The organism is Aequorivita sp. 609 (genome assembly GCF_014212065.1).
Classification (GTDB): domain Bacteria; phylum Bacteroidota; class Bacteroidia; order Flavobacteriales; family Flavobacteriaceae; genus Aequorivita; species Aequorivita sinensis.
In genome coordinates this window covers 169,039-187,919 of the sequence record NZ_JACJVM010000005.1, presented here as the reverse complement: position 1 = coordinate 187,919, position 18,881 = coordinate 169,039, and the positions used below count along the sequence as shown (strand labels likewise).

The window sequence follows — 18,881 nt, the reverse complement described above, 5'->3', positions numbered from 1 at the left end:
ATAAAATACCTAATTAACTAACTTAAATAAAGCTTGTAAGCCTAGATGTCCAATTAAATGTCTTACATACTCGATGAATACGACTAATTAAGTTAGTATGTTTTGCAGTATATATGCAAATCACACAATAAATAAACATTTTACAACAATAAAAAATATGGATGTTTTTTATCCAAATCAAAGATATACTAGTAAAGGTGAGCCTGAATTAGGGGTAGGTATTTTAACGGAAACCAGTAACCGACTAGTAAAAATATATTTCCCGCTTTCCAATGAATATAGAGTTTATGCCATAGAAAGTGCTCCTTTGCGCCGTGTAGTTTTTAAACCCGGAGATACCATTGTTAATTCAAATAAGCAATCTATGCTTATTGAAAGAGTTGAAATGGAAAATGGACTTTATATATATTACGGTAAAGACATTAAGATTTCTGAAGCCGAGCTAGGTGATGTTACCGCAAATTATGGAGTGGATGATAGGCTTTTTATGGGAGATGTTGATTCACCCCGCGCCTTTGCATTACGAAGAGAAACCTTAGAACACGATTATAATAGAAGAATTTCTCCTGTTTATGGGTTTGTAGGCGGAAGAATAGATTTAATTCCACATCAACTTTATATTGCGCAAGAAGTGAGTTCTCGCTATGCCCCGCGTGTCTTACTTTCTGATCAAGTGGGACTTGGAAAAACAATTGAAGCCTGTCTTATAATTCACCGATTATTGATTAGTGGTCGAATTTCAAGAGTACTTATTCTCGTTCCTGAATCTTTAATACATCAATGGTTTGTTGAAGTATTGCGCAAATTTAACATGTGGTTTAATATCTTTGATGAAGCGCGTTGTGAAGCTCTTGACGAAGGTGCACCAGAGGGTAATCCATTTCTTGCCAATCAGTTAATAATCTGCAGTACAGAGTTTTTAGCAACTTCAGAAAAAAGAACTCGCCAAGCCCTAACTGCAAGTTGGGATATGCTTGTTGTGGATGAAGCTCACCATTTGGAGTGGTCTTTAGACAAGGTAAGCCCAGAATACGCTGTGGTGGAGCTGCTGAGTAAGGTGGCGAAAGGATTGTTGCTTCTTACCGCAACCCCGGAACAATTAGGAATTGAAAGCCATTTTGCACGTCTTCGATTGCTCGACCCAATTAGATATAACAATTATGAGGATTTTATAAATGCATCAAATGACCATAAAAACATTGCCACTATAGTTGAAAAACTTGATTTGAATAAAGCCTTAAACTCTAAGGAAACAATGCTTTTAGAGTCTCTTTTTTCCAAGGAACGTATACAGTCTGTGCTAAAGCGTGATGAATTAGCGAAGGATAATTTAATTGAGGATTTACTAGATCAACACGGTCCTGGGCGGGTGTTATTCCGTAATACCCGATCTGCTATGAGTGATTTTCCTAAACGGAAGGCACATTTAATTCCTCTTGAAGTAAAGGAAGACCAATCAAATTGGGTTGAACGGCTTACAAAAGAATTTGTTTACGATATAACTACAGAACATCAAATAGAGAAACAAGAGTTTCGGTTTAAGAACGACCCACGGGTGCTTTGGCTTTTGAATGTTTTAAAGGAAATTTCTCCCGATAAAACCTTATTAATTTGCAAAAGCAAGGAAAAAGTATTGGCTTTGGAGGAAGCATTAACAAAACGCGCCAATTTAAATGTAGCTGTTTTTCATGAAGACCTCACTATTGTACAACGAGACAAAAATGCAGCTTGGTTTACCGAAACAGATGGAGCACAAATTCTTCTTTGTTCAGAAATAGGGAGTGAGGGGCGGAACTTTCAATTTGCTAATCATCTTATACTTTTTGACCTTCCGCTACATCCAGAATTGTTGGAGCAAAGAATAGGGAGATTAGATAGAATCGGTCAAACTAAGGACATCAATATTTATATTCCATATCTTGTTAATAGTCCACAACATAAACTTGTAAGATGGTTTCACGAAGGCTTGAATGCATTTGAAAAAAATATAGAGATTAGTCATAAAATTTTTAAACTATTTGGAGATCGACTGCGTAATATTTGTAACTCCCATACCATCAAGGAGGCAGACCCAGAACTGGAAGCCTTAATAAATGATACAGCGATCTTTCAAAAGAAACTTCAAGAAAAACTTTCAAAGGGACGCGATAAGTTGCTTGAAATGAATTCATTTAGACCAAAGATTTCTGGTGAAATAATAAAGCAAATTAAGCAAGAAGACCGTGACAAAACTCTTGAAACATACTTAACCAAGGTCTTCAGGTATTTCAAAATGGAAATGGAAGATTTAGCTTATCGAACCTATTTTATACATCCCGCTTCTGTAACTACCGAGGCTTTTTCGTCAATTCCGCGTGAAGGTATTGGAGTTACTTTCGATAGAAATCATGCTTTGAGTAGGGAAGACCTGAGTTTTCTAAGTTGGGACCATCCTATTACAACAGAGTTTATCGATATGGTGGTAACTTCCGGAATAGGAAGTGCTAGTTTTGGTATCCTTCGAAATTCTAATAGTCGTGGACTATTATTGGAGTTGCTCTATGTTTTAGAAACATCAAGCAAACAAGGCGTATTTGTAGATCGTTTTCTTCCCAATACCCCAATACGTATTGTGGTAGACATTAATGGAAATGAAGTAACCGATAATTATCTTACTGATTTTGTCGACAAGAATTTGACTGCAGGCCAGATAGAACCTTTGCTAGATAATGAAGCTTTGGTAGAAACAATCTTACCCAAAATGATGGCGGCTGCCACAAAAATAGCTGAAACACAAAGTTTAAAAAAGAAAGAAAAAGGGCTTCAAAAAATGAACCTTACTCTTAACCACGAAATAGAACGATTAAGAGCATTAAAGAAAATAAATAACAACATCAGACAAGATGAAATTCAAAGAGCTCTTGATGAGCAGGAAGAACTGTCAATTCTTATTAAAAATGCAAGAGTTAGGATGGATGCGGTTCAGCTTATAATAAAAGAATAGTGTAGTTTAAAGGAAAAATGGAAGCAAAAACAGAAAACCTGTACAATCACGTAGATTTCTTAACCTCTATATTCCCATATAGAAACTATAAAAATATTGAAAGCCTTCAAAAAACAGCCACCTATATAGAGAAGCGACTTAAGGAAATGGGTTTACCTACAGCTAGGCAAAAGTGGGAAGCTAAAGGAAATATATATGAAAACGTTATCGCAACCTACCAATCTCAAAAATCAAAAAGATTTATTATTGGCGCTCATTATGACGTTTATAAAGAAATTGCTGGTGCAGACGATAATGCAAGTAGTGTAGCTGGCTTGTTAGAAATATCACGTATGCTAGCTGAAAGTAGTTTAACCTTAGATTACGGAATTGATTTTGTATTTTTCTGCTTGGAGGAACCTCCTTTTTTTAAAACGGATAAAATGGGAAGCTATATTCACGCAAATTCAATAGCAAAAACTAATAAGAATTATATCGGGATGATTGCGCTTGAAATGATTGGATATTATCGTGAAAATAAAATTAAGGATGAAAACAATTCATTTCACAAAAATCAATTGATAGTTTCTGGTATAAAAAGATTTGATTTATTTAATAGAAAAATCTCTCAATTGTTAAAAGCGAATGGTACAATGGATTCCCGACGTATTTCTTTTGCAGAGCACTATCCAAATAACGGTCCTTCAGACCATCGCAATTATTGGCAATTTAATATTCCAGCTGTAATGGTGATAGGAACTGGAGGAGAAGGCAATCCAAATTATCACACAGCAACAGATACTATTGAAACGTTAGATTTTGAGATTATGACAAATGTGGTAACACGTTCCAATTTTTCTTATGCTAACGAATGTTTCTGGGATTTTTACATAGTATTACATTATAGCTTACGAATATTAATGAAACTTAGGTCGTAAAACGGCTGTTATATAAATGCTGACGATATAGACCTAAAGTCGCTATATCTGCATCTATGTAAAATAGAACCGAAAAAGTTCTAATCGCCGTTTTACTCATATATTATATTTGTACTATAATGTTTGCGTTATGTAACTTGAGCTTTGGTTAAAAGCGAAAGTTTAATATATCATTTTCTTTATTTTTTTCTTAGCAAATGTTTCTCTACAATGTTAATGGAACACTCTTTTTACGAAACGACGATAGGAGAGAAGTGGAATGTGTGTGGAATGGATTTATTACTTCTCATTTTTTTTAATTACGGTATTCCCTAAATAAATAATTACTGAAAATACTTACCTTGTAAGTATTTAAAAGATTATCTATTTAGTCGCTTAATTTACTTTATAAACATGCAAGAATTACCTATTTCGGATAGAATTATGTCCATTTTACTGAATGATTATTCTAACCCATTTTCAGAAAGCTTTAATTTAAAAAAAATAGCAGAAGAATTTGGTGAAGAAGTAACAGATAAAGAGGAGGAAATTTTAAAATTTATAGCAATATGTAATCAATATAATGTTCAAGTTAAAAAGAATATTATTGATGCTTTTACTCGATTAAATCTAACAAAAATTGAAACAATAGACTTCTTGCATAGAGCTATTAATAAGCATTTTATAGAAATTAAACCTAAAGTTTTATCTCAATATATTGACGAAAATGACGATTCTAGTATTGGGAATATTGAATTTTCAAAATTCAAACAAGAAAATGGAAGTGAAATAAATGTTCAACAAATTATAGAGATAGGAGGAGATATTCTCAGTTTCTTAATTTCTTTAGTAAATGAATGGAAGTTTTCTAAAACTTTATTTTCTCCATCTATTAATCTAGATGATGAAGAACTTTGGAAATATTTTACATACATATGGTATAATACAAATATCTTATTAAACATTAAATCGTCATATGAAGTTTTAATTTTTGAAAATGGTGATATTGAATCAAATCCAAATTTTGATGAATTTAAAATTACTACTAACCTTAAATGGATTAAACTACTAACGCAAACAGCAGATATTAGAACACACAGTAATCTAAGTGAAACTTCATATTATTTAAGTGGTTTTTACAAAGAAGTATATAAAGAAAAGCTTGGAGCTGAATCTTTAATTGTTGAAAATGGTTTTTTGAATATTACTAAAGGTGTCGTAAAAGAGACTGGAATAAAATTATTTGCTGATGCAAATATATTTGTACGATTTTATCATTTTGAAAGAGAAAAAATAAAGTACTTTAACAATCTAACTTTAATGGATATAAATGAAGTCCTAATTTTAATAGTAGGCTTTATAAATTTAATATCTGAAAAATTAAGCAAAACAGGAAATGGTTTATTATCTATTTATGATACTCCTTCTAGAATTAATAAAAAAGAATTAATTAAATTTTTGATTGAATGCACGGATTATGAAAGAAAAACTTTAGAAAGAATAGTTTCTGCAATTTCTTCTTCTGCAAAAAAACCTTATTTATGGAGAAAACCCTTTTATGAAATTGATAATAACTTATATTTTTGTTTAGTTACATTAAATGCTCCAAATTATTCGTTATTAGTAGAAGAATTGATTTATGATGCTGGTTATTCAACTAATGATAGCGAAAATTTACTTAAAACATTTATAGAGAAAGAGTTATCTACAGAAAGAATTAAATATTCTTTTAGCCAAATTGATTTAAACAAAATTATAAGTGATTCAATTGACCTATCTAATAATTTGCTTTATGAATTAAATGATTATTATATTCTAATAGAACCGATATGCTACAACCATCCAATAGAACCAAAGGAAATCGATGATGTAGTAAAAATAATTGGTAATAGGACTTATGATGTAGCTGATAAAGTAACATTTCTTGATTCTAAGTTAAATGACAAAGGAATAATTCCACTAATTGTATCAAATCATAATGCTCTTAGTTCTCTCCATATTAATAATATATCAGTTTTTGATTTTCAATTATTCAAAAATTATTTTTTTACAGGGGAATTTAGAAACGTTCAAGTAGCATTCAAAAAAGATAAAAAGATAGAAAAAGAAATATCTAAAATTGAATATTATAAAGACGAAAAAGAATTTAATAATAATTTCATTAATTTCTTATCGTCTCCAATACCAGTTGTATCTATTTTTCAAAAAATGGTATGGAAAGAGATACAAGTCACACCTGATGACATTAATATAAAAATAACTGTAGATACCATTGACCAAATTGAGAATAGTGATGATATATATAACAGATTAAAAGTCCTAGATAATGCTCTAAATAACAAATTTTATTACGATCATGATAAAAGAAAAAATGAGCTTTATGATAACTCTATCTCATATTCATTAAGTAATATTCTTTTGTCCATAGCTTATGGAGATTACGAATTATCAAAATCAAAAATCGAATTATATAGAATTATTAAAAAAGCAAAACTCGAAGGTTTTAGTCATATGATTTATGCTTTAACCAATGCGTTTTCAAACGTCTCCTATACAAAAGTTAAGAAGGATAAATCATTCAAATTTGTCGATTTTGAGTTTGATGAAATTTTCCCATTATTAGACAAAATATTTAAAGGAAGGCATAATGAAATTCGATTATTTGATTTTAAAATAGACGAAAATCTTTTTACCAAAACTGAAGAAAAAAAACTTATATCATCAGCATTGAGTGTTTTATCTGTTCTTGGTCCAAAAAGTTTAGAGGATGGAGATTTTGAAAGTATGTTTATGCAATTAGCTATTATCAAGGCTTTTAAGGAAAAATATGGATTAGATAATGAATTCTTTGCAGTATGCAATAATATGGTAGATTCATTAAACTTCAATGGTAAATTTCAACGAGCAAGAAACTTTAGTGAAGAAGTTTTAGTAATCTCTAAAGAAGAGAAAAAACATCATTATGGGTGGGGAATTTTATTTAAATGCTTTACTTATCAAAAGAATAATTTTGAGGCAGTAATATATGGAGCATTATATTTTACTTCTCTTATAAGGTTTACTGATTTCAAATATTCAGTTATTACGGAATCATTATATAATGCATTAAAATTCTTTAGGGAGTTTCATTTGCCTAATATGATGGACTCAGTGAACGAGATATTAAATCAAATTAAACTAAATAAATATGACGAACAAAAGTTTAAGCTTAGTTACTATTTGGGAAGATTTCAAGCTTTAAATGATAAACCTGATACTATTGATGAGTCATTAAATTATTTAAAAAATAATTTAACTCAAATTATTTCTTTTGAAGAAACAGGTATTTTGCCTTGGTTAAATTATTTATATAATTTAAAAAGATATAAAGACGCTGGAGTTAAAGAGTTTGATAAGCCAATTGAAGGTTTTATACAAAACCTTGAAAATGAATTAAAGACCGAAAGTTATAAATCAATTAAGCAAAGACACTTTGGAAATTTATTAGACAATAAGAAAAATATAATAAACTTACTTAATGGTGTTTTTGAAACAAATTCATCAAATGATTTTGAATATGAAATAAAACATTTAGAACTACCTGTTAAATTATTGCTCACAGAAGCAATAAAACAAAATGATATTGAAAGTATTCTACTTTCAGGTATAGTTCTTAATGACAACACCTTGACTTATGATGAAAAATATTTTGAATCAAATACTATCGCAAGAGCAACTATAGAAGTTAACGATGATACTAAGCAAAGATTAGAAAACTATTATGAGTATATTTCTAAGAATTTAAAACTTCTTGATAATCAGGTTTTCGTATGGGTTTTCTATCATAGTGAAGTATTTTACTCAATTATCATAACGAGTGAAAATGAAGTAACTTTTAAAGAGATTCCCAATTGGGATTTTAGTAAAATGAGAGCTTGGATTAAGCAAAAAGAAGATTTCTTTTTTGATTCAAAAAAATATTTTGATCTTGGTGAACAAGAAGATGCTTATCAAAAAAGTTTAGAAACCCTTTCTTTTTGTGATTTAGATATTGAAGTCGATTATGATGAAATATTGTTTTCAAGTAGTATTGATTTAACCCAATTTCCATCTAACTTAATAATTAATAAAAAAGACTTCATAAGTTCTAAAGTCCCATTGACTAATGTTATATCAGCTGAATGGCTTATTAAAAATGGAAATGAATTTTATTTACAAAAAGATTTCTCCTCAACTGCTTGGATACCAATTGAAGATGGCGATATTCCAATAAATTCTAGTTTTAATAAACTAAAACCCATTTTAGATAGTAATGGTACTAAAATAATTGAGTCAAGAAACCTTAGCAAATATATTGATACAGATATAAATATTTTTCTTGCACATGGAGAAATTGGATTTAATAATTTCAAGGCAATATATACTAATCATAGTTCTGAAAGTGCAATTTTAAATGTAGATGCTTTATTTGGAAAAGGAGAAATTGCTATTCTATTCATTTGTAATTCAGGCTTAACAAACGAAGATATTTTTGCCAATAGTGTAATTTCTTTATGTTATGATATTTTAAAACTTGGTTACAAAGCAGTTATAGCACCATTCTGGAGATTAGAAATATCTATTCCATCATATTGGCTAGAAGTATTTTTTAATGAATTTAAAAAAGGCTGTAAACTTTCTACTGCTGTTCATTTAGCAAATGCGGAATTAGCTATATATAAGGATGATATATCGAATGCATTTTTTGTTCCTGAAGGAAGATTAGCAATGCATTTATATGGTAATCCAAACTTAAAAATAAAAACATAATCATGATGCCAATCGACCTCATAAAATTTTGGCTAAACAATAGGTGAGTGGAGCGTGTATATTTTAGGGGTCTAGTAATACTGTTTTTTAAGAATTCTAATTATACAACAACTTCAAAGCAATCTTAAGAAGTTACAATGTTTCCTAAAATATAGCGGAACGAGCCGTAATTGTTTCCAAAAGTTTATGCAGTCTTGATTTTTTTGTTTCTTTTTTTATCAAGAAAAAAAGAATTAATAAAACTTTTAGAAGTTTTACAGTTTCAATTTCTATTTTATATAATATTAATAGTTATGATTAAAAAAAGATCAAATAGTATCGAGAATAGAATAAGTGCTTAGAATTTTATTTTTTTAAAATTTAAGCTCTTATGGCAAGCTTATGAGAATTGCGTAGAAAAAAATATAATGCACAATTATTCAAATACGTTAAAATTTCAATAACATCTAAAAGCCAGCTTTTTTTTGGCGCTGGCAAAGCGGTTGGAAATTGTGTTTAAAAATAAATGCCATAAAAGGCATTTAAATTTTTAAAAAGCAATCGAGCGCATTGGCATGCGGCTATTTTATACTTCGGCTGCGCTCAGTACAGGCGCTACGGCTAATTATAGATACATAATGTTTTAAAAACTCTGCGAAGCAAACCGCTTAATAGTTTAATTACCCAAGTTCTAATTATTATGCAAACGAATGCTTCTGGGATATTTTACATAGTATTACATTATAGCTTACGAATATTAATGAAACTTAGGTCGTAAAACGGCTGTTACATAAATGCTAACGATATAGACCTAAAGGCGCTATATCTAAATCTATATAAAATAGAACCGAAAAAGTTCTATTCGCCGTTTTACTCATATATTATATTTGTACTATAATTTATATTATGTAAAATGGCGTATTTTGCAACAGGTCTATTCCTCTTCAGATATAATTTTATTCAAAGTATTATCAATCTTCTTCCTTTCCGCCTTAGCTTTCATTTTTTCATCTTTCTCTAACTTCAGTTCTCCGTCACCTTTTATGTTTAATTCATCAGCCTTGTCGGTTTTACCAAAGTTTGACGACTTTCTATAATCATCTTGGAAATCTGCATGCTTCTTTTTATCACTCATAGCTCTATTGTTTGTTAATTTCAAAGTTTCCGTTGAAAGCAAATTTATCTTGTGACATTCTTTCACGCTTTTCTTTCAACTCTTGTTTTCTTAGATCCTCAGGTAAATCTTCAGGGTTGCCACCAAAATAACCAAAAGCTATCGCTGTAGTTACATGATAATCATCGGCAAAACCGAATTCCTGTTGGGCTTTCTTAAAATCTACACCAGCCATTTGATGCACAGCAATCTCCATACTATTTGCTTGTTGGATAACATTTCCCATAAATAGTCCTAAATCGTGTAAGGCGTGAAAATTATCCACGTCTCTATTATTCATGGTTTTTTTATAGGCATTAATCCATAGTAATTGTGAATTCCCTGCCCAACTACTATTAAATTCGTCTAAGCAATTAAAAATTCGATCGTACATTTCGGTACCTTTTAATCCCCATATTACACGCCATGGCTGAATATTTGATGCGCTCGGCGCCCAACGCCCAGCTTCTAGCAATATTTTCACTTGTTGTTTGGTAATGGGTTTATTAGAAAAGACCCTTGGACTCCATCTGTTTTTTATACTTTCTAAAATTGGGTAATCAGTTGGTGTAGTTTTATTTACTTTCATACGTTTTCAAGATTTTTATTAAAATTAATCAGTTAATGAGTGGCTAAAAAGGATTTAAAAAAGATTTAACGGAAATACTATTTATTAACAGATCTGTTCTATATTTTAACATGATTTACACCTAAATTTGCAGAAAATTTTCGCTATGTTAGTTTGGGGTATATTTATTGCTTTTATAATTTTGTTTCTAGCCTTAGATTTAGGTGTATTTAATCGTACTCCGCATGTAATTAAAACCAAGGAAGCGGCAATTTGGACTTCTATTTGGATAACTATTGCCTTAGGTTTTTCGGGGATTATTTTTTGGTTATTTTCTGAAGGGCTAGTTGATAACCCTACAGGCCTTACTCCAGAAAATGCAGTCCTTAAGTATATCACTGGATATTTAATCGAGCTGTCGTTAAGTATTGATAATGTATTTGTGATAGCTGTAATTTTCTCATCCTTTGCTATTCCTCAAAAATATCAACACGAAGTTTTGTTTTGGGGAATTTTAGGCGCGATAGTTTTTAGAGCGTTAATGATATTTTTTGGTGTAGCTCTCATCAATAAGTTTGATTGGATAATCTATGTTTTTGGTGCTTTCCTTTTATTTACGGCTTTTAGAATGTTAACTCATAAAGAGTCTGAATTCGATCCGAAAAAATCGAAAGTATTTCGATATATGAAAAAACTCTTTCCTATAAGTTATAAAATGGATGGGGATAAATTTTTTATAAAACGTATGGGAATACGAGCAGCCACTCCCCTTTTCGTAGCTTTAATAATCATTGAATTAACCGATATTCTATTTGCTTTAGACAGTATTCCGGCAATACTTGCAATTACATCCGATCCATTTATTGTTTTTAGTTCCAATATTTTGGCAATTTTAGGATTGCGTTCTATGTATTTCTTAGTTTCTAGAATGTTGACGAAGTTTAGATTCATAAACTATAGCTTGGTTATTATTCTTGCATTTGTCGGTATTAAAATGCTACTATCACATAATGTAGAAATACCCGAATGGCTTTCTCTTGGTGTTATAGGTATATCTTTGGCTGGAGGTGTATTAGCATCTTTATTAATTCCAGATTCTAGTAATACAGTAATTAAGGAAGATTAATTTCACAAAAAGCTATTAAAAGTTTGGAATGGATTTTATGCTATTGTATCTTTAATATTCAAATTTTAAATAAATAAAATATGACTATCAATTTTGAATATCACGAGGTAACCGCTAGTCCAAGGTTAGAAGCTTTATTGACAGAAAGGTTAAATAAATTGGAATCTAAATACGACTCTATAGTAAGTGCAGATGTTTATTTCAAAAAAGAAAATAGCAGCAATCCAGAAAAAGGTAAAATTTGCAGTGTACGTTTAAGCGTGCCTGGCTCTAATATTTTTGCTGAAACATCAGCAGCATCATTTGAGGCCTCTGTAGCAAAGGTTTCAACAGAGCTTAGAACACAATTACAAAAGCGAAAAGATAAACTACAAGCACATTAAGAATATATAAATATGGGAGTAATAGCACGTGACGAAAATCAATTAACACTAATATACAGTAGTAATACACGTGTAGGTACACATACGTTGAGTTATCTTACAGGTATCGAAAAACCGTATTTAGCAATTGATATAGCAAAAACGAAAGTTGGAGATACCCAATGGGTAGAAATAGCAAAAGCTCTTGGAGTGAAAGTTGGCGACCTAGTTGACACTCGTGAGCTTGATCTAAATTCTGAAAACACTTCAGATTTTAATACAGAGGATTGGATAAAAATTATTCAAAGCAATGATTTTGTAATATCCAAACCAATTGCTATAAATGGGAATAGAACAAAACAAATTGAGAATCCAACAGAAATATTAGAGTTTTTTGAAGTTGAATCTGCAGGTTTGGAGCAAAGTCCTTCCAACGAAACTCCACCAAACATTCAACCTACTTCCGAAAACGAAAATTTTATAGAGTAATAAAATTAAATAACTGTTTTTATTAGTATTTAGGAATCTAGTCCTTTACACTAATAAAAACAGTTTTTTTATACCAATTTAAACTCGGTAACTGTTTACAACGAATTCCTAATTATTCCGTTTTCTTTTTGATCAAATTAATTACATCATTTAGATTTCTGAGTTTTTCGAGATCTTCATTTTTTATTTCGATATCAAAAACATCTTCTACATCTAGAACAATATCAATTAAATGGGCTGAGTTGATATTCAATTCTTTTGTAAGATCACTTTCTCTACTAATTTCCATTTTAGAAACATCTTCTGGTAGGTAGTTCTTTATAATAGGCTTAAGTTTAGCGTAAATATTTTCTTTTGTCATAATTCTTATATTTTTTTAAAAATAACACAGGCATTTACATCTCCAAACCCAAAACTCGCTTTGGCCATTATGTTAAATGTTTTGTAAAGAGTTTGTGTTGGAATTTTATCTATGGAAATATTCTTTAGTATTTCAGGGTGTATAGGTTCACAGTTATTATTTTGAAAAATAAATCCTTCTTTCATTTGTACTAATGCCGAAACTATTTCAATACTAGCACTGGCACCTATACAATGCCCTATTGCACCTTTTAAGGAATTAATAAAAGGAAAGTTATTTCCTTTTCTATTAAGTGCTTTACACCAACTTTCAATTTCGTCTGGGTCTTTAGAAGTTGCTGTTAAATGACCATTTATATATTCAATATCTCTTCCTTCAATTTTTGAATCATTTAAGGCTGCTTGTATACATTTTATAATAGCTTTATTATTAGGAGCTGTCATAGTTCCCTTACCTCTTTGTCCACCGTTATTAACGGCACCCCCTAAAACCTCTGCATAAATAGTGGCTCCTCTTTTTTCCGCACTCGTTAACGATTCTAAGAGGTATGCCCCTGCTCCACTACCCGGTATAAATCCATTTGCGGTTTCACTTAAAGGACCCGGAACTTTTTCGGGAGCATCGTTATATCTATAATTGGTAATTCTTAAGGCGTCAAAACCTGCCCAAATATATGGCCCATGATCACTAGTACTCCCACAAAGCATTTGCTTGGCTTTGCCAGTTTTTATTCTTTCGTAACCTAATAGTAGCGCCTCAGTTCCAGTGGAACAGGCAGATGAATTTGTTGTAACAATATTCCCTGCACCAATTAAACCACCTAAATAAGCACTAATTCCGCTAGTCATTATTTGTTGAACGGTATTGCTACTTAACCTACGTGCGTTTTTATCATCTACTTTATGTATGCTTTCTCTAAACTTTTCTACGCTACTTACTCCGGTTCCGAAAATAATTCCTAAATCCCATAAAGGGTCATCATCAATTTTAGATGCTGAAATTTTTGCATCTTTTAGAGCGTCCATTCCTGCAATAATTCCATATAAAATACTACTACTTTTAAAATTTCGTAACTGTAATTCCGTAAGATATTCCCTCTTTTTTTCTTCAGTAACTTCAGGAATAGCACCTAAATGACAAGAAAACTTTAAATCTTCTAATTCAGAATAATAACGAATTCCAGAATTACCATTTTTTAAAGATTTTGTAAAATCGGGCAGCCCCACTCCTATTGGGGAACAAACACCTAAACCAGTTATTACAACCCTATTATTCATACTTCTTTACCATTCCGCTTAATTCACCATTCGCCACTAGCTCCCCTTTTTCATTGAACATCTTAACCTTGCATTTTAATTTATTAAATCTAAAGTAAACCTTTTCAGAAACTACGTTTACTTTTTCTCCAGGAAACACAGGAATAAGAAAGTCAACTTGAGAACTGCTAAATGCAACAGAAGTTTTTACAGAAACCTCTTCTGAATTTAATAAATAAATTCCCAAACACACAAGCCCGATTTGAGCCATGCACTCTATTAGGATTACCCCTGGTGTTACAGGATTTTCTTTAAAATGACTTTGGTAAAAATACTCGTCCTTTTTAAAAGTATAATAGCCCTCGACCCTTTCAGTAGAAATCATAGTGAGTTTGTCCACAAATAAAAACTCGGCTCCGTAAGGAAGTAATTTTATTATATTATCGCTCTTCAAATCTTATTTTTTAATTACCGAAGACTTTCGCCACCATCAACTTTTATAATAGTTCCATTTATCCACTTAGCTTCATCTTTGCAAAGTAAAAAAACCACATTTGCGACATCTTCTGCTTGAGTCATTCTTTTAAATGGATTTCTCATTTTACTCATTTCCGCTAATTTCTCACTACCTGGAATCATTTTAAAAGATGCTGTTTGTGTGGTACCTGCTTGAATACAATTGGATGTTATATTAAGTGAAGCAAGTTCTACAGCCATGCTTCTCATTAAAGATTCTAAAACTGATTTTGCAGCTGAAACTGCTGCATAACCAGGCCAAACCCTAGTATTTCCTTCACTTGTAAAAGCTAAATTTCTAGCACTATCTGAAAATTTATTCTGTTGGATTAAAGCTTGAGTCCACTCGTACCAACTAGTTGCCATTGCATGTATTGTTATATCTAAATCTTGTTTGTCAAGATTAGTTCCATCGTGACTCATAGCCTTTAAACTTCCTTTCGCAATACTATGTAATAACAGGTTCACACTCTTTTCCGGTAATTCAGAAATTATTTGATTTCTTACCTCTTTATTTAAAGCATCTTTATTAAAAGTTTTTATATCTACTCCAAACGCTTTTAATTTAGAAACTTCAGTTTCAAATTCAGGTATGTTACTTTTTCTATCTCTATGAACAATACAAATATTCATACCTTCAGAAGCGAGTTTTATAGCACTTGCAAGACCTAAACCACTACTTCCACCTAAAATCACTGCCCATTGATTTTTTAAACTCATAGTCCCTTACCTTAAAACTTTAACAATATGCGCTGAGCAGAAAATCCTGGGCCAAAGCTTAACATAAGTCCATAGGATCCAGCTTCAGGATTTCGTGTCATAAATCTTTCTAGTACAAAAAGGACGGTGGCACTACTCATGTTTCCATAGAGCCTTAATACTTCCTTGGTATCGGTAATGTTTTTCCCCAATTTACCAAAAAGTTCTTCCACAGTTTCTACAATTTTTCTACCTCCAGGGTGGAAAATAAGGTGGTCTATATTTTCAATTGCTAAACCACTCTTTCTTAAAAATGGGTGAATAATTTTAGGGAAGTGCTCTGCTATTTTTTCAGGTACTTCTTTATCTAGTATCATTTGTAATCCAGTATCTACAAGCTTAAATCCCATCATATCAGTTGCGTCATAGAAATGATACATTTCATCAGCAATTATCTCAGGCCCAGCATCCTCTTCACAAGAAGATAATAGAACACAAGCAGCACCATCTCCAAATATTGCGGTACTTACAATATTTGCCATTGAATAATCATTAATTTGAAAGGTGGCAGTTGGAGCTTCTATTGAAACTAAAGCTGCTCTTTTTCCCGGATTCGCTTTTAAAAAATTTCGAGCATAGATTATTCCAGAAACACCAGCAGCGCATCCCATTTCAGTTACAGGTAAGCGCACAACATCACCCCTCATTTTAAGATCATTAATTAGATAAGCATCGACCGATGGAATCATAATTCCTGTACAACTTACGGTAATAATAAAATCAATATCAGTAGGCTTCCAATTTGCTTTATTTAGTGCTTTTTGTAGGCATTCTTTGCCCATCTTTTTTATTTCCCTAATGTAAATGTCATTACGAGATTCAAAACTGGGATTTTCAAATACTTCTACAGGATTCATAATAGAATAGCGTTTGTCCACCCCTGCTCCTTCCATTATTTTCACTACTTTACGTTTGTATCGGTTATCTTGATCCCTCATCCAATTTTTAACTAGCTCAATAATCTCAGGTGTTTCTCTACCATGTTGAGCTACTTGAGTCGAAACTGTTTTGATTTTTACCATTATTTATTTTTATTTATAATCCATTGAAATCTGTAAGCCCAACACCAACGGATAGTACTTTTTTGATTTGGAATATGCCCTGAAAACCTAACTAGTTCATTTTTTTTAAAACCTTTTGAGATGGATATTAAACCGTCGTGTCTAGCCGTTTTTGTTTTCAGAAATAATTTATGTACCAATTTAAACAAATTAAATGCTAGTTTACTTCTTTCTAAATCATTTATAACTATCCCTAATCGTGACTTGACCAAAAACTTTTTTATTAACTTTTCTATTTCTTCATTTTTGAAGTGATGAAGAAATAATGTACATAAAACAATATCGCTTTCAGGTATTGCTTCTGTATTGTTTACGACATCCATATTAAGAAATGAAATATTTGAATAACCAACGCTTTTGGATTTGGCTATTTCTAATATGTTTTCATTGAAATCTATACCAATAAGCTTAAATCTTAAATTTTGCTTTACAGAATAATCAGCACATTTTCTTAGCATTTCTCCGTCGCCACACCCTATATCAATTATTGTAACGGCATTGTCTCTAGAGTGATTTTTTATTAACTTTTTAACCCCATCAATGGTAATGTGATTGCCCCCCAACCACTTGTTTATAGCTTTTAAGTCAAGCAGTAGATTATTCAATTCATCTCCTTGAAAATCCAAACTGTCCATCACTTCTTTTTGAGAAGATCTATTTTTATGGCTGAAACTAATCATTTAGTAGGATTACCATGTGTTTTTTTAATTAGTATAGGAATTATTGATGGAAATGTTTTGGCTACGGAAAATCCAATTTTTGAACTAAAATGGTTCATCAACAAAGTTTGAATGGCTCTTCCTGTTTTTAGTCTTTTTCCAAATTCATTATTCCATAATCGAGTGTAATTCACTTCTAAAATACCTCTGTTAAAACTATCTTTCTGCATTACTTCTAAAAATAAATTTGAAAATATTTGAGCACTTCTAATTGCCATTGCCATTCCGTTTCCACATAATGGATGAATTAATCCAGCACTGTCACCAATCATAAAGATATGATTTTCTACGGGTTTCTTTTTTTGAAAAGAAACTTGACTAATAGTTAATGATTTCTCGAAAATGGGTTTTGCAGTTTTGTAAAATTCTTTTAGAAATGGGTTCTTACTCATTTCGTTACTCTGAAAAGAATCAATATCACCATATTTTTTGAATGCTTTAAAAGTGGTTAAATAACAAGCATTAACAGCATTAGTTTCGATTTTACTAAGGCCGCAATATCCGCCATTAAAATTGTGTAAAGCCACAGTGTTCTCGGGAAAATCAAACTCATAATGACCCTTAACAGCAAGCCAAGGGGATTTTTGTAATATAAAATCTCTTTTTAAAAAAGAATCAATATTCGATCTTTTTCCAAATGCTCCCACAACAAATTCCGCTGTAAAGATTTCTTTATTCTGAGTAGAAACTTTAAAATTCCCATCTTGAAAAAGTATTTTCTCAACAGTATCAAATTTTATTTCTATTTCATTCTTTAAAGATTCAAAAATTAAATTATCAAAAGCGTAACGACTAATTCCGAAGCCACCTAATGGAAGATCAGTGTTAAGAGTTGTACCTTCTAAATTCGTGAGATTGAATCTTGTGATTTTTTTCGCTCCAATAGAAAAAGGATCAATGTTTAAGGAAGTTAGATATGGTAGAATTTCATTACTTACATATTCACCACACACTTTATGGTTTGGATATGTATTCTTTTCAATTAAACATATCTTTAAGTTATGATTAGATAAAGATAAAGCAGTGGTAAGGCCTGCAAGACCTCCACCAATTATAATTAAATCCCATTTATTCTTTCTAACCATAATATATCTAATAAAAATAAAAAATCCCGCTCCAATTATGGGCGGGATTTAAAATACTTTCAAATATTAATTATTCTCCAGCTTCGTTCTTTGCATCATTCTTCATTTTTTCATTTGGAACGATAGCAATGTTTACACGTCTGTTTTTAGCTCTTCCTTCTACAGTACTATTGTCTGCAATAGGAGTATCAGGTCCGAACCACTTAGTTGTAATTCTTCCAGAACCAAGTCCTTTTTGAGATACGAAATAATTGGTTACCGAATTAGCTCGATCTCTAGAAAGTGTCATATTAAAATCTCTTGGACCTGTACTATCAGTATGTCCTACTACCAAAATATTAGTATCAGGGTATTCCTTTAATACATTTGCCAATCTATCAAGAGTTTCTTGAGATTGAGTGTTTAAGTTATATTTGTTAGTAGCAAAATAAACACCACTGTTTTCATCAAAAGTAACTACAATTCCATCATCAACTCTTTCTACTTGAGCTCCAGGAATTTCCTCTTCAATTTTTTGTGCTTGTTTATCCATTTTGTTACCGATAATTACACCAGCACTACCACCAACTACACCACCAATTACTGCTCCTAGTTCGCTGTTTCCTCCTTTTCCAATATTATTTCCTAATATGGCACCGAGTACAGCTCCACCAGTAGCACCAATTACAGCGCCCTTTTGTTTATTATTTGCGTTTCTAGTTGCTTCACAGCTTCCTAAGCTTATTACTAGTGTAAATGCTAAAGCAACTAATGCGGTTTGTTTAAAAAAAGTTTTCATAA

Annotated in this window: 16 protein-coding genes; 6 read left to right on the top strand and 10 right to left on the bottom strand. The window is 31.3% G+C overall.

The genetic code is table 11. From position 1 onward, the window contains the following. Positions 1-157: 157 nt before the first annotated feature. From rapA to H4O20_RS03280, 3 genes are all read left to right on the top strand, one after another. Complete coding sequence (gene rapA / locus H4O20_RS03290) at positions 158-2,983, top strand: RNA polymerase-associated protein RapA (RefSeq protein WP_185098271.1); 2,826 nt, start codon at positions 158-160, stop codon at positions 2,981-2,983. 17 nt (positions 2,984-3,000) lie between these two features. Next, positions 3,001-3,900 carry a M28 family peptidase gene (locus H4O20_RS03285; RefSeq protein WP_185098270.1) on the top strand — a complete coding sequence of 300 codons (900 nt, stop codon included), beginning with the start codon at positions 3,001-3,003 and terminating at the stop codon, positions 3,898-3,900. Positions 3,901-4,293: 393 nt separating this feature from the next. Then, complete coding sequence (locus tag H4O20_RS03280) at positions 4,294-8,667, top strand: hypothetical protein (protein ID WP_185098269.1); 4,374 nt, start codon at positions 4,294-4,296, stop codon at positions 8,665-8,667. 913 nt (positions 8,668-9,580) lie between these two features. On the opposite strand, the gene H4O20_RS03275 is transcribed toward H4O20_RS03280, so the two are convergent. Further along, positions 9,581-9,781: a hypothetical protein gene (locus H4O20_RS03275; protein ID WP_139854648.1), complete on the bottom strand. Its 201-nt coding sequence runs from the start codon at positions 9,779-9,781 to the stop codon at positions 9,581-9,583. A 4-nt stretch (positions 9,782-9,785) separates the two neighbouring features. Next, entirely contained in the window at positions 9,786-10,388 is a 603-nt protein-coding gene (locus H4O20_RS03270) for a nitroreductase family protein (protein ID WP_185098268.1), read from the bottom strand. Positions 10,389-10,533: 145 nt separating this feature from the next. Here H4O20_RS03270 and H4O20_RS03265 point away from each other — a divergent pair, with 145 nt between their 5' ends. The 3 genes from H4O20_RS03265 (at position 10,534) to H4O20_RS03255 (ending at position 12,344) form a co-directional block, all read left to right on the top strand. Beyond that, entirely contained in the window at positions 10,534-11,493 is a 960-nt protein-coding gene (locus tag H4O20_RS03265) for a TerC family protein (RefSeq protein ID WP_185098288.1), read from the top strand. An 80-nt stretch (positions 11,494-11,573) separates the two neighbouring features. Continuing rightward, positions 11,574-11,876, top strand: a complete 303-nt coding sequence (raiA, locus tag H4O20_RS03260; protein WP_139854651.1) for a ribosome-associated translation inhibitor RaiA — start codon at positions 11,574-11,576, stop codon at positions 11,874-11,876. Between the two features lie 12 nt (positions 11,877-11,888). Continuing rightward, complete coding sequence (locus H4O20_RS03255) at positions 11,889-12,344, top strand: arsenate reductase family protein (RefSeq protein WP_139854652.1); 456 nt, start codon at positions 11,889-11,891, stop codon at positions 12,342-12,344. Between the two features lie 112 nt (positions 12,345-12,456). On the opposite strand, the gene H4O20_RS03250 is transcribed toward H4O20_RS03255, so the two are convergent. From H4O20_RS03250 to H4O20_RS03215, 8 genes are all read right to left on the bottom strand, one after another. Continuing rightward, positions 12,457-12,705, bottom strand: a complete 249-nt coding sequence (locus H4O20_RS03250; protein WP_185098267.1) for an acyl carrier protein — start codon at positions 12,703-12,705, stop codon at positions 12,457-12,459. 5 nt (positions 12,706-12,710) lie between these two features. Next, the gene (locus H4O20_RS03245) at positions 12,711-13,982 is read right to left on the bottom strand and encodes a beta-ketoacyl synthase (protein WP_185098266.1); all 1,272 of its coding nucleotides are present in this window, start codon (positions 13,980-13,982) and stop codon (positions 12,711-12,713) included. Further along, positions 13,975-14,415 (bottom strand): 3-hydroxyacyl-ACP dehydratase FabZ family protein, encoded by a 441-nt coding sequence (locus H4O20_RS03240; protein WP_185098265.1) that lies wholly within the window; start codon positions 14,413-14,415, stop codon positions 13,975-13,977. Before H4O20_RS03240 ends, H4O20_RS03245 begins: the two co-directional genes overlap by 8 nt. A gap of 14 nt (positions 14,416-14,429) precedes the next feature. Beyond that, on the bottom strand, positions 14,430-15,197 hold the full coding sequence (locus H4O20_RS03235) for an SDR family oxidoreductase (RefSeq protein WP_185098264.1): 768 nt from the start codon (positions 15,195-15,197) through the stop codon (positions 14,430-14,432). A gap of 11 nt (positions 15,198-15,208) precedes the next feature. Then, positions 15,209-16,261, bottom strand: a complete 1,053-nt coding sequence (locus H4O20_RS03230; RefSeq protein WP_282032805.1) for a type III polyketide synthase — start codon at positions 16,259-16,261, stop codon at positions 15,209-15,211. Then, a complete protein-coding gene (locus tag H4O20_RS03225) occupies positions 16,258-16,977 on the bottom strand; it encodes a methyltransferase domain-containing protein (protein WP_185098262.1) in 720 nt (239 codons plus the stop codon). Before H4O20_RS03225 ends, H4O20_RS03230 begins: the two co-directional genes overlap by 4 nt. Further along, on the bottom strand, positions 16,974-18,101 hold the full coding sequence (locus tag H4O20_RS03220; RefSeq protein WP_185098261.1) for an NAD(P)/FAD-dependent oxidoreductase: 1,128 nt from the start codon (positions 18,099-18,101) through the stop codon (positions 16,974-16,976). The genes H4O20_RS03225 and H4O20_RS03220 overlap by 4 nt, the downstream gene beginning before the upstream one ends. Before the next feature lie 70 nt (positions 18,102-18,171). Further along, positions 18,172-18,879: an OmpA family protein gene (locus H4O20_RS03215; protein WP_139854660.1), complete on the bottom strand. Its 708-nt coding sequence runs from the start codon at positions 18,877-18,879 to the stop codon at positions 18,172-18,174. Positions 18,880-18,881: the final 2 nt, after the last annotated feature.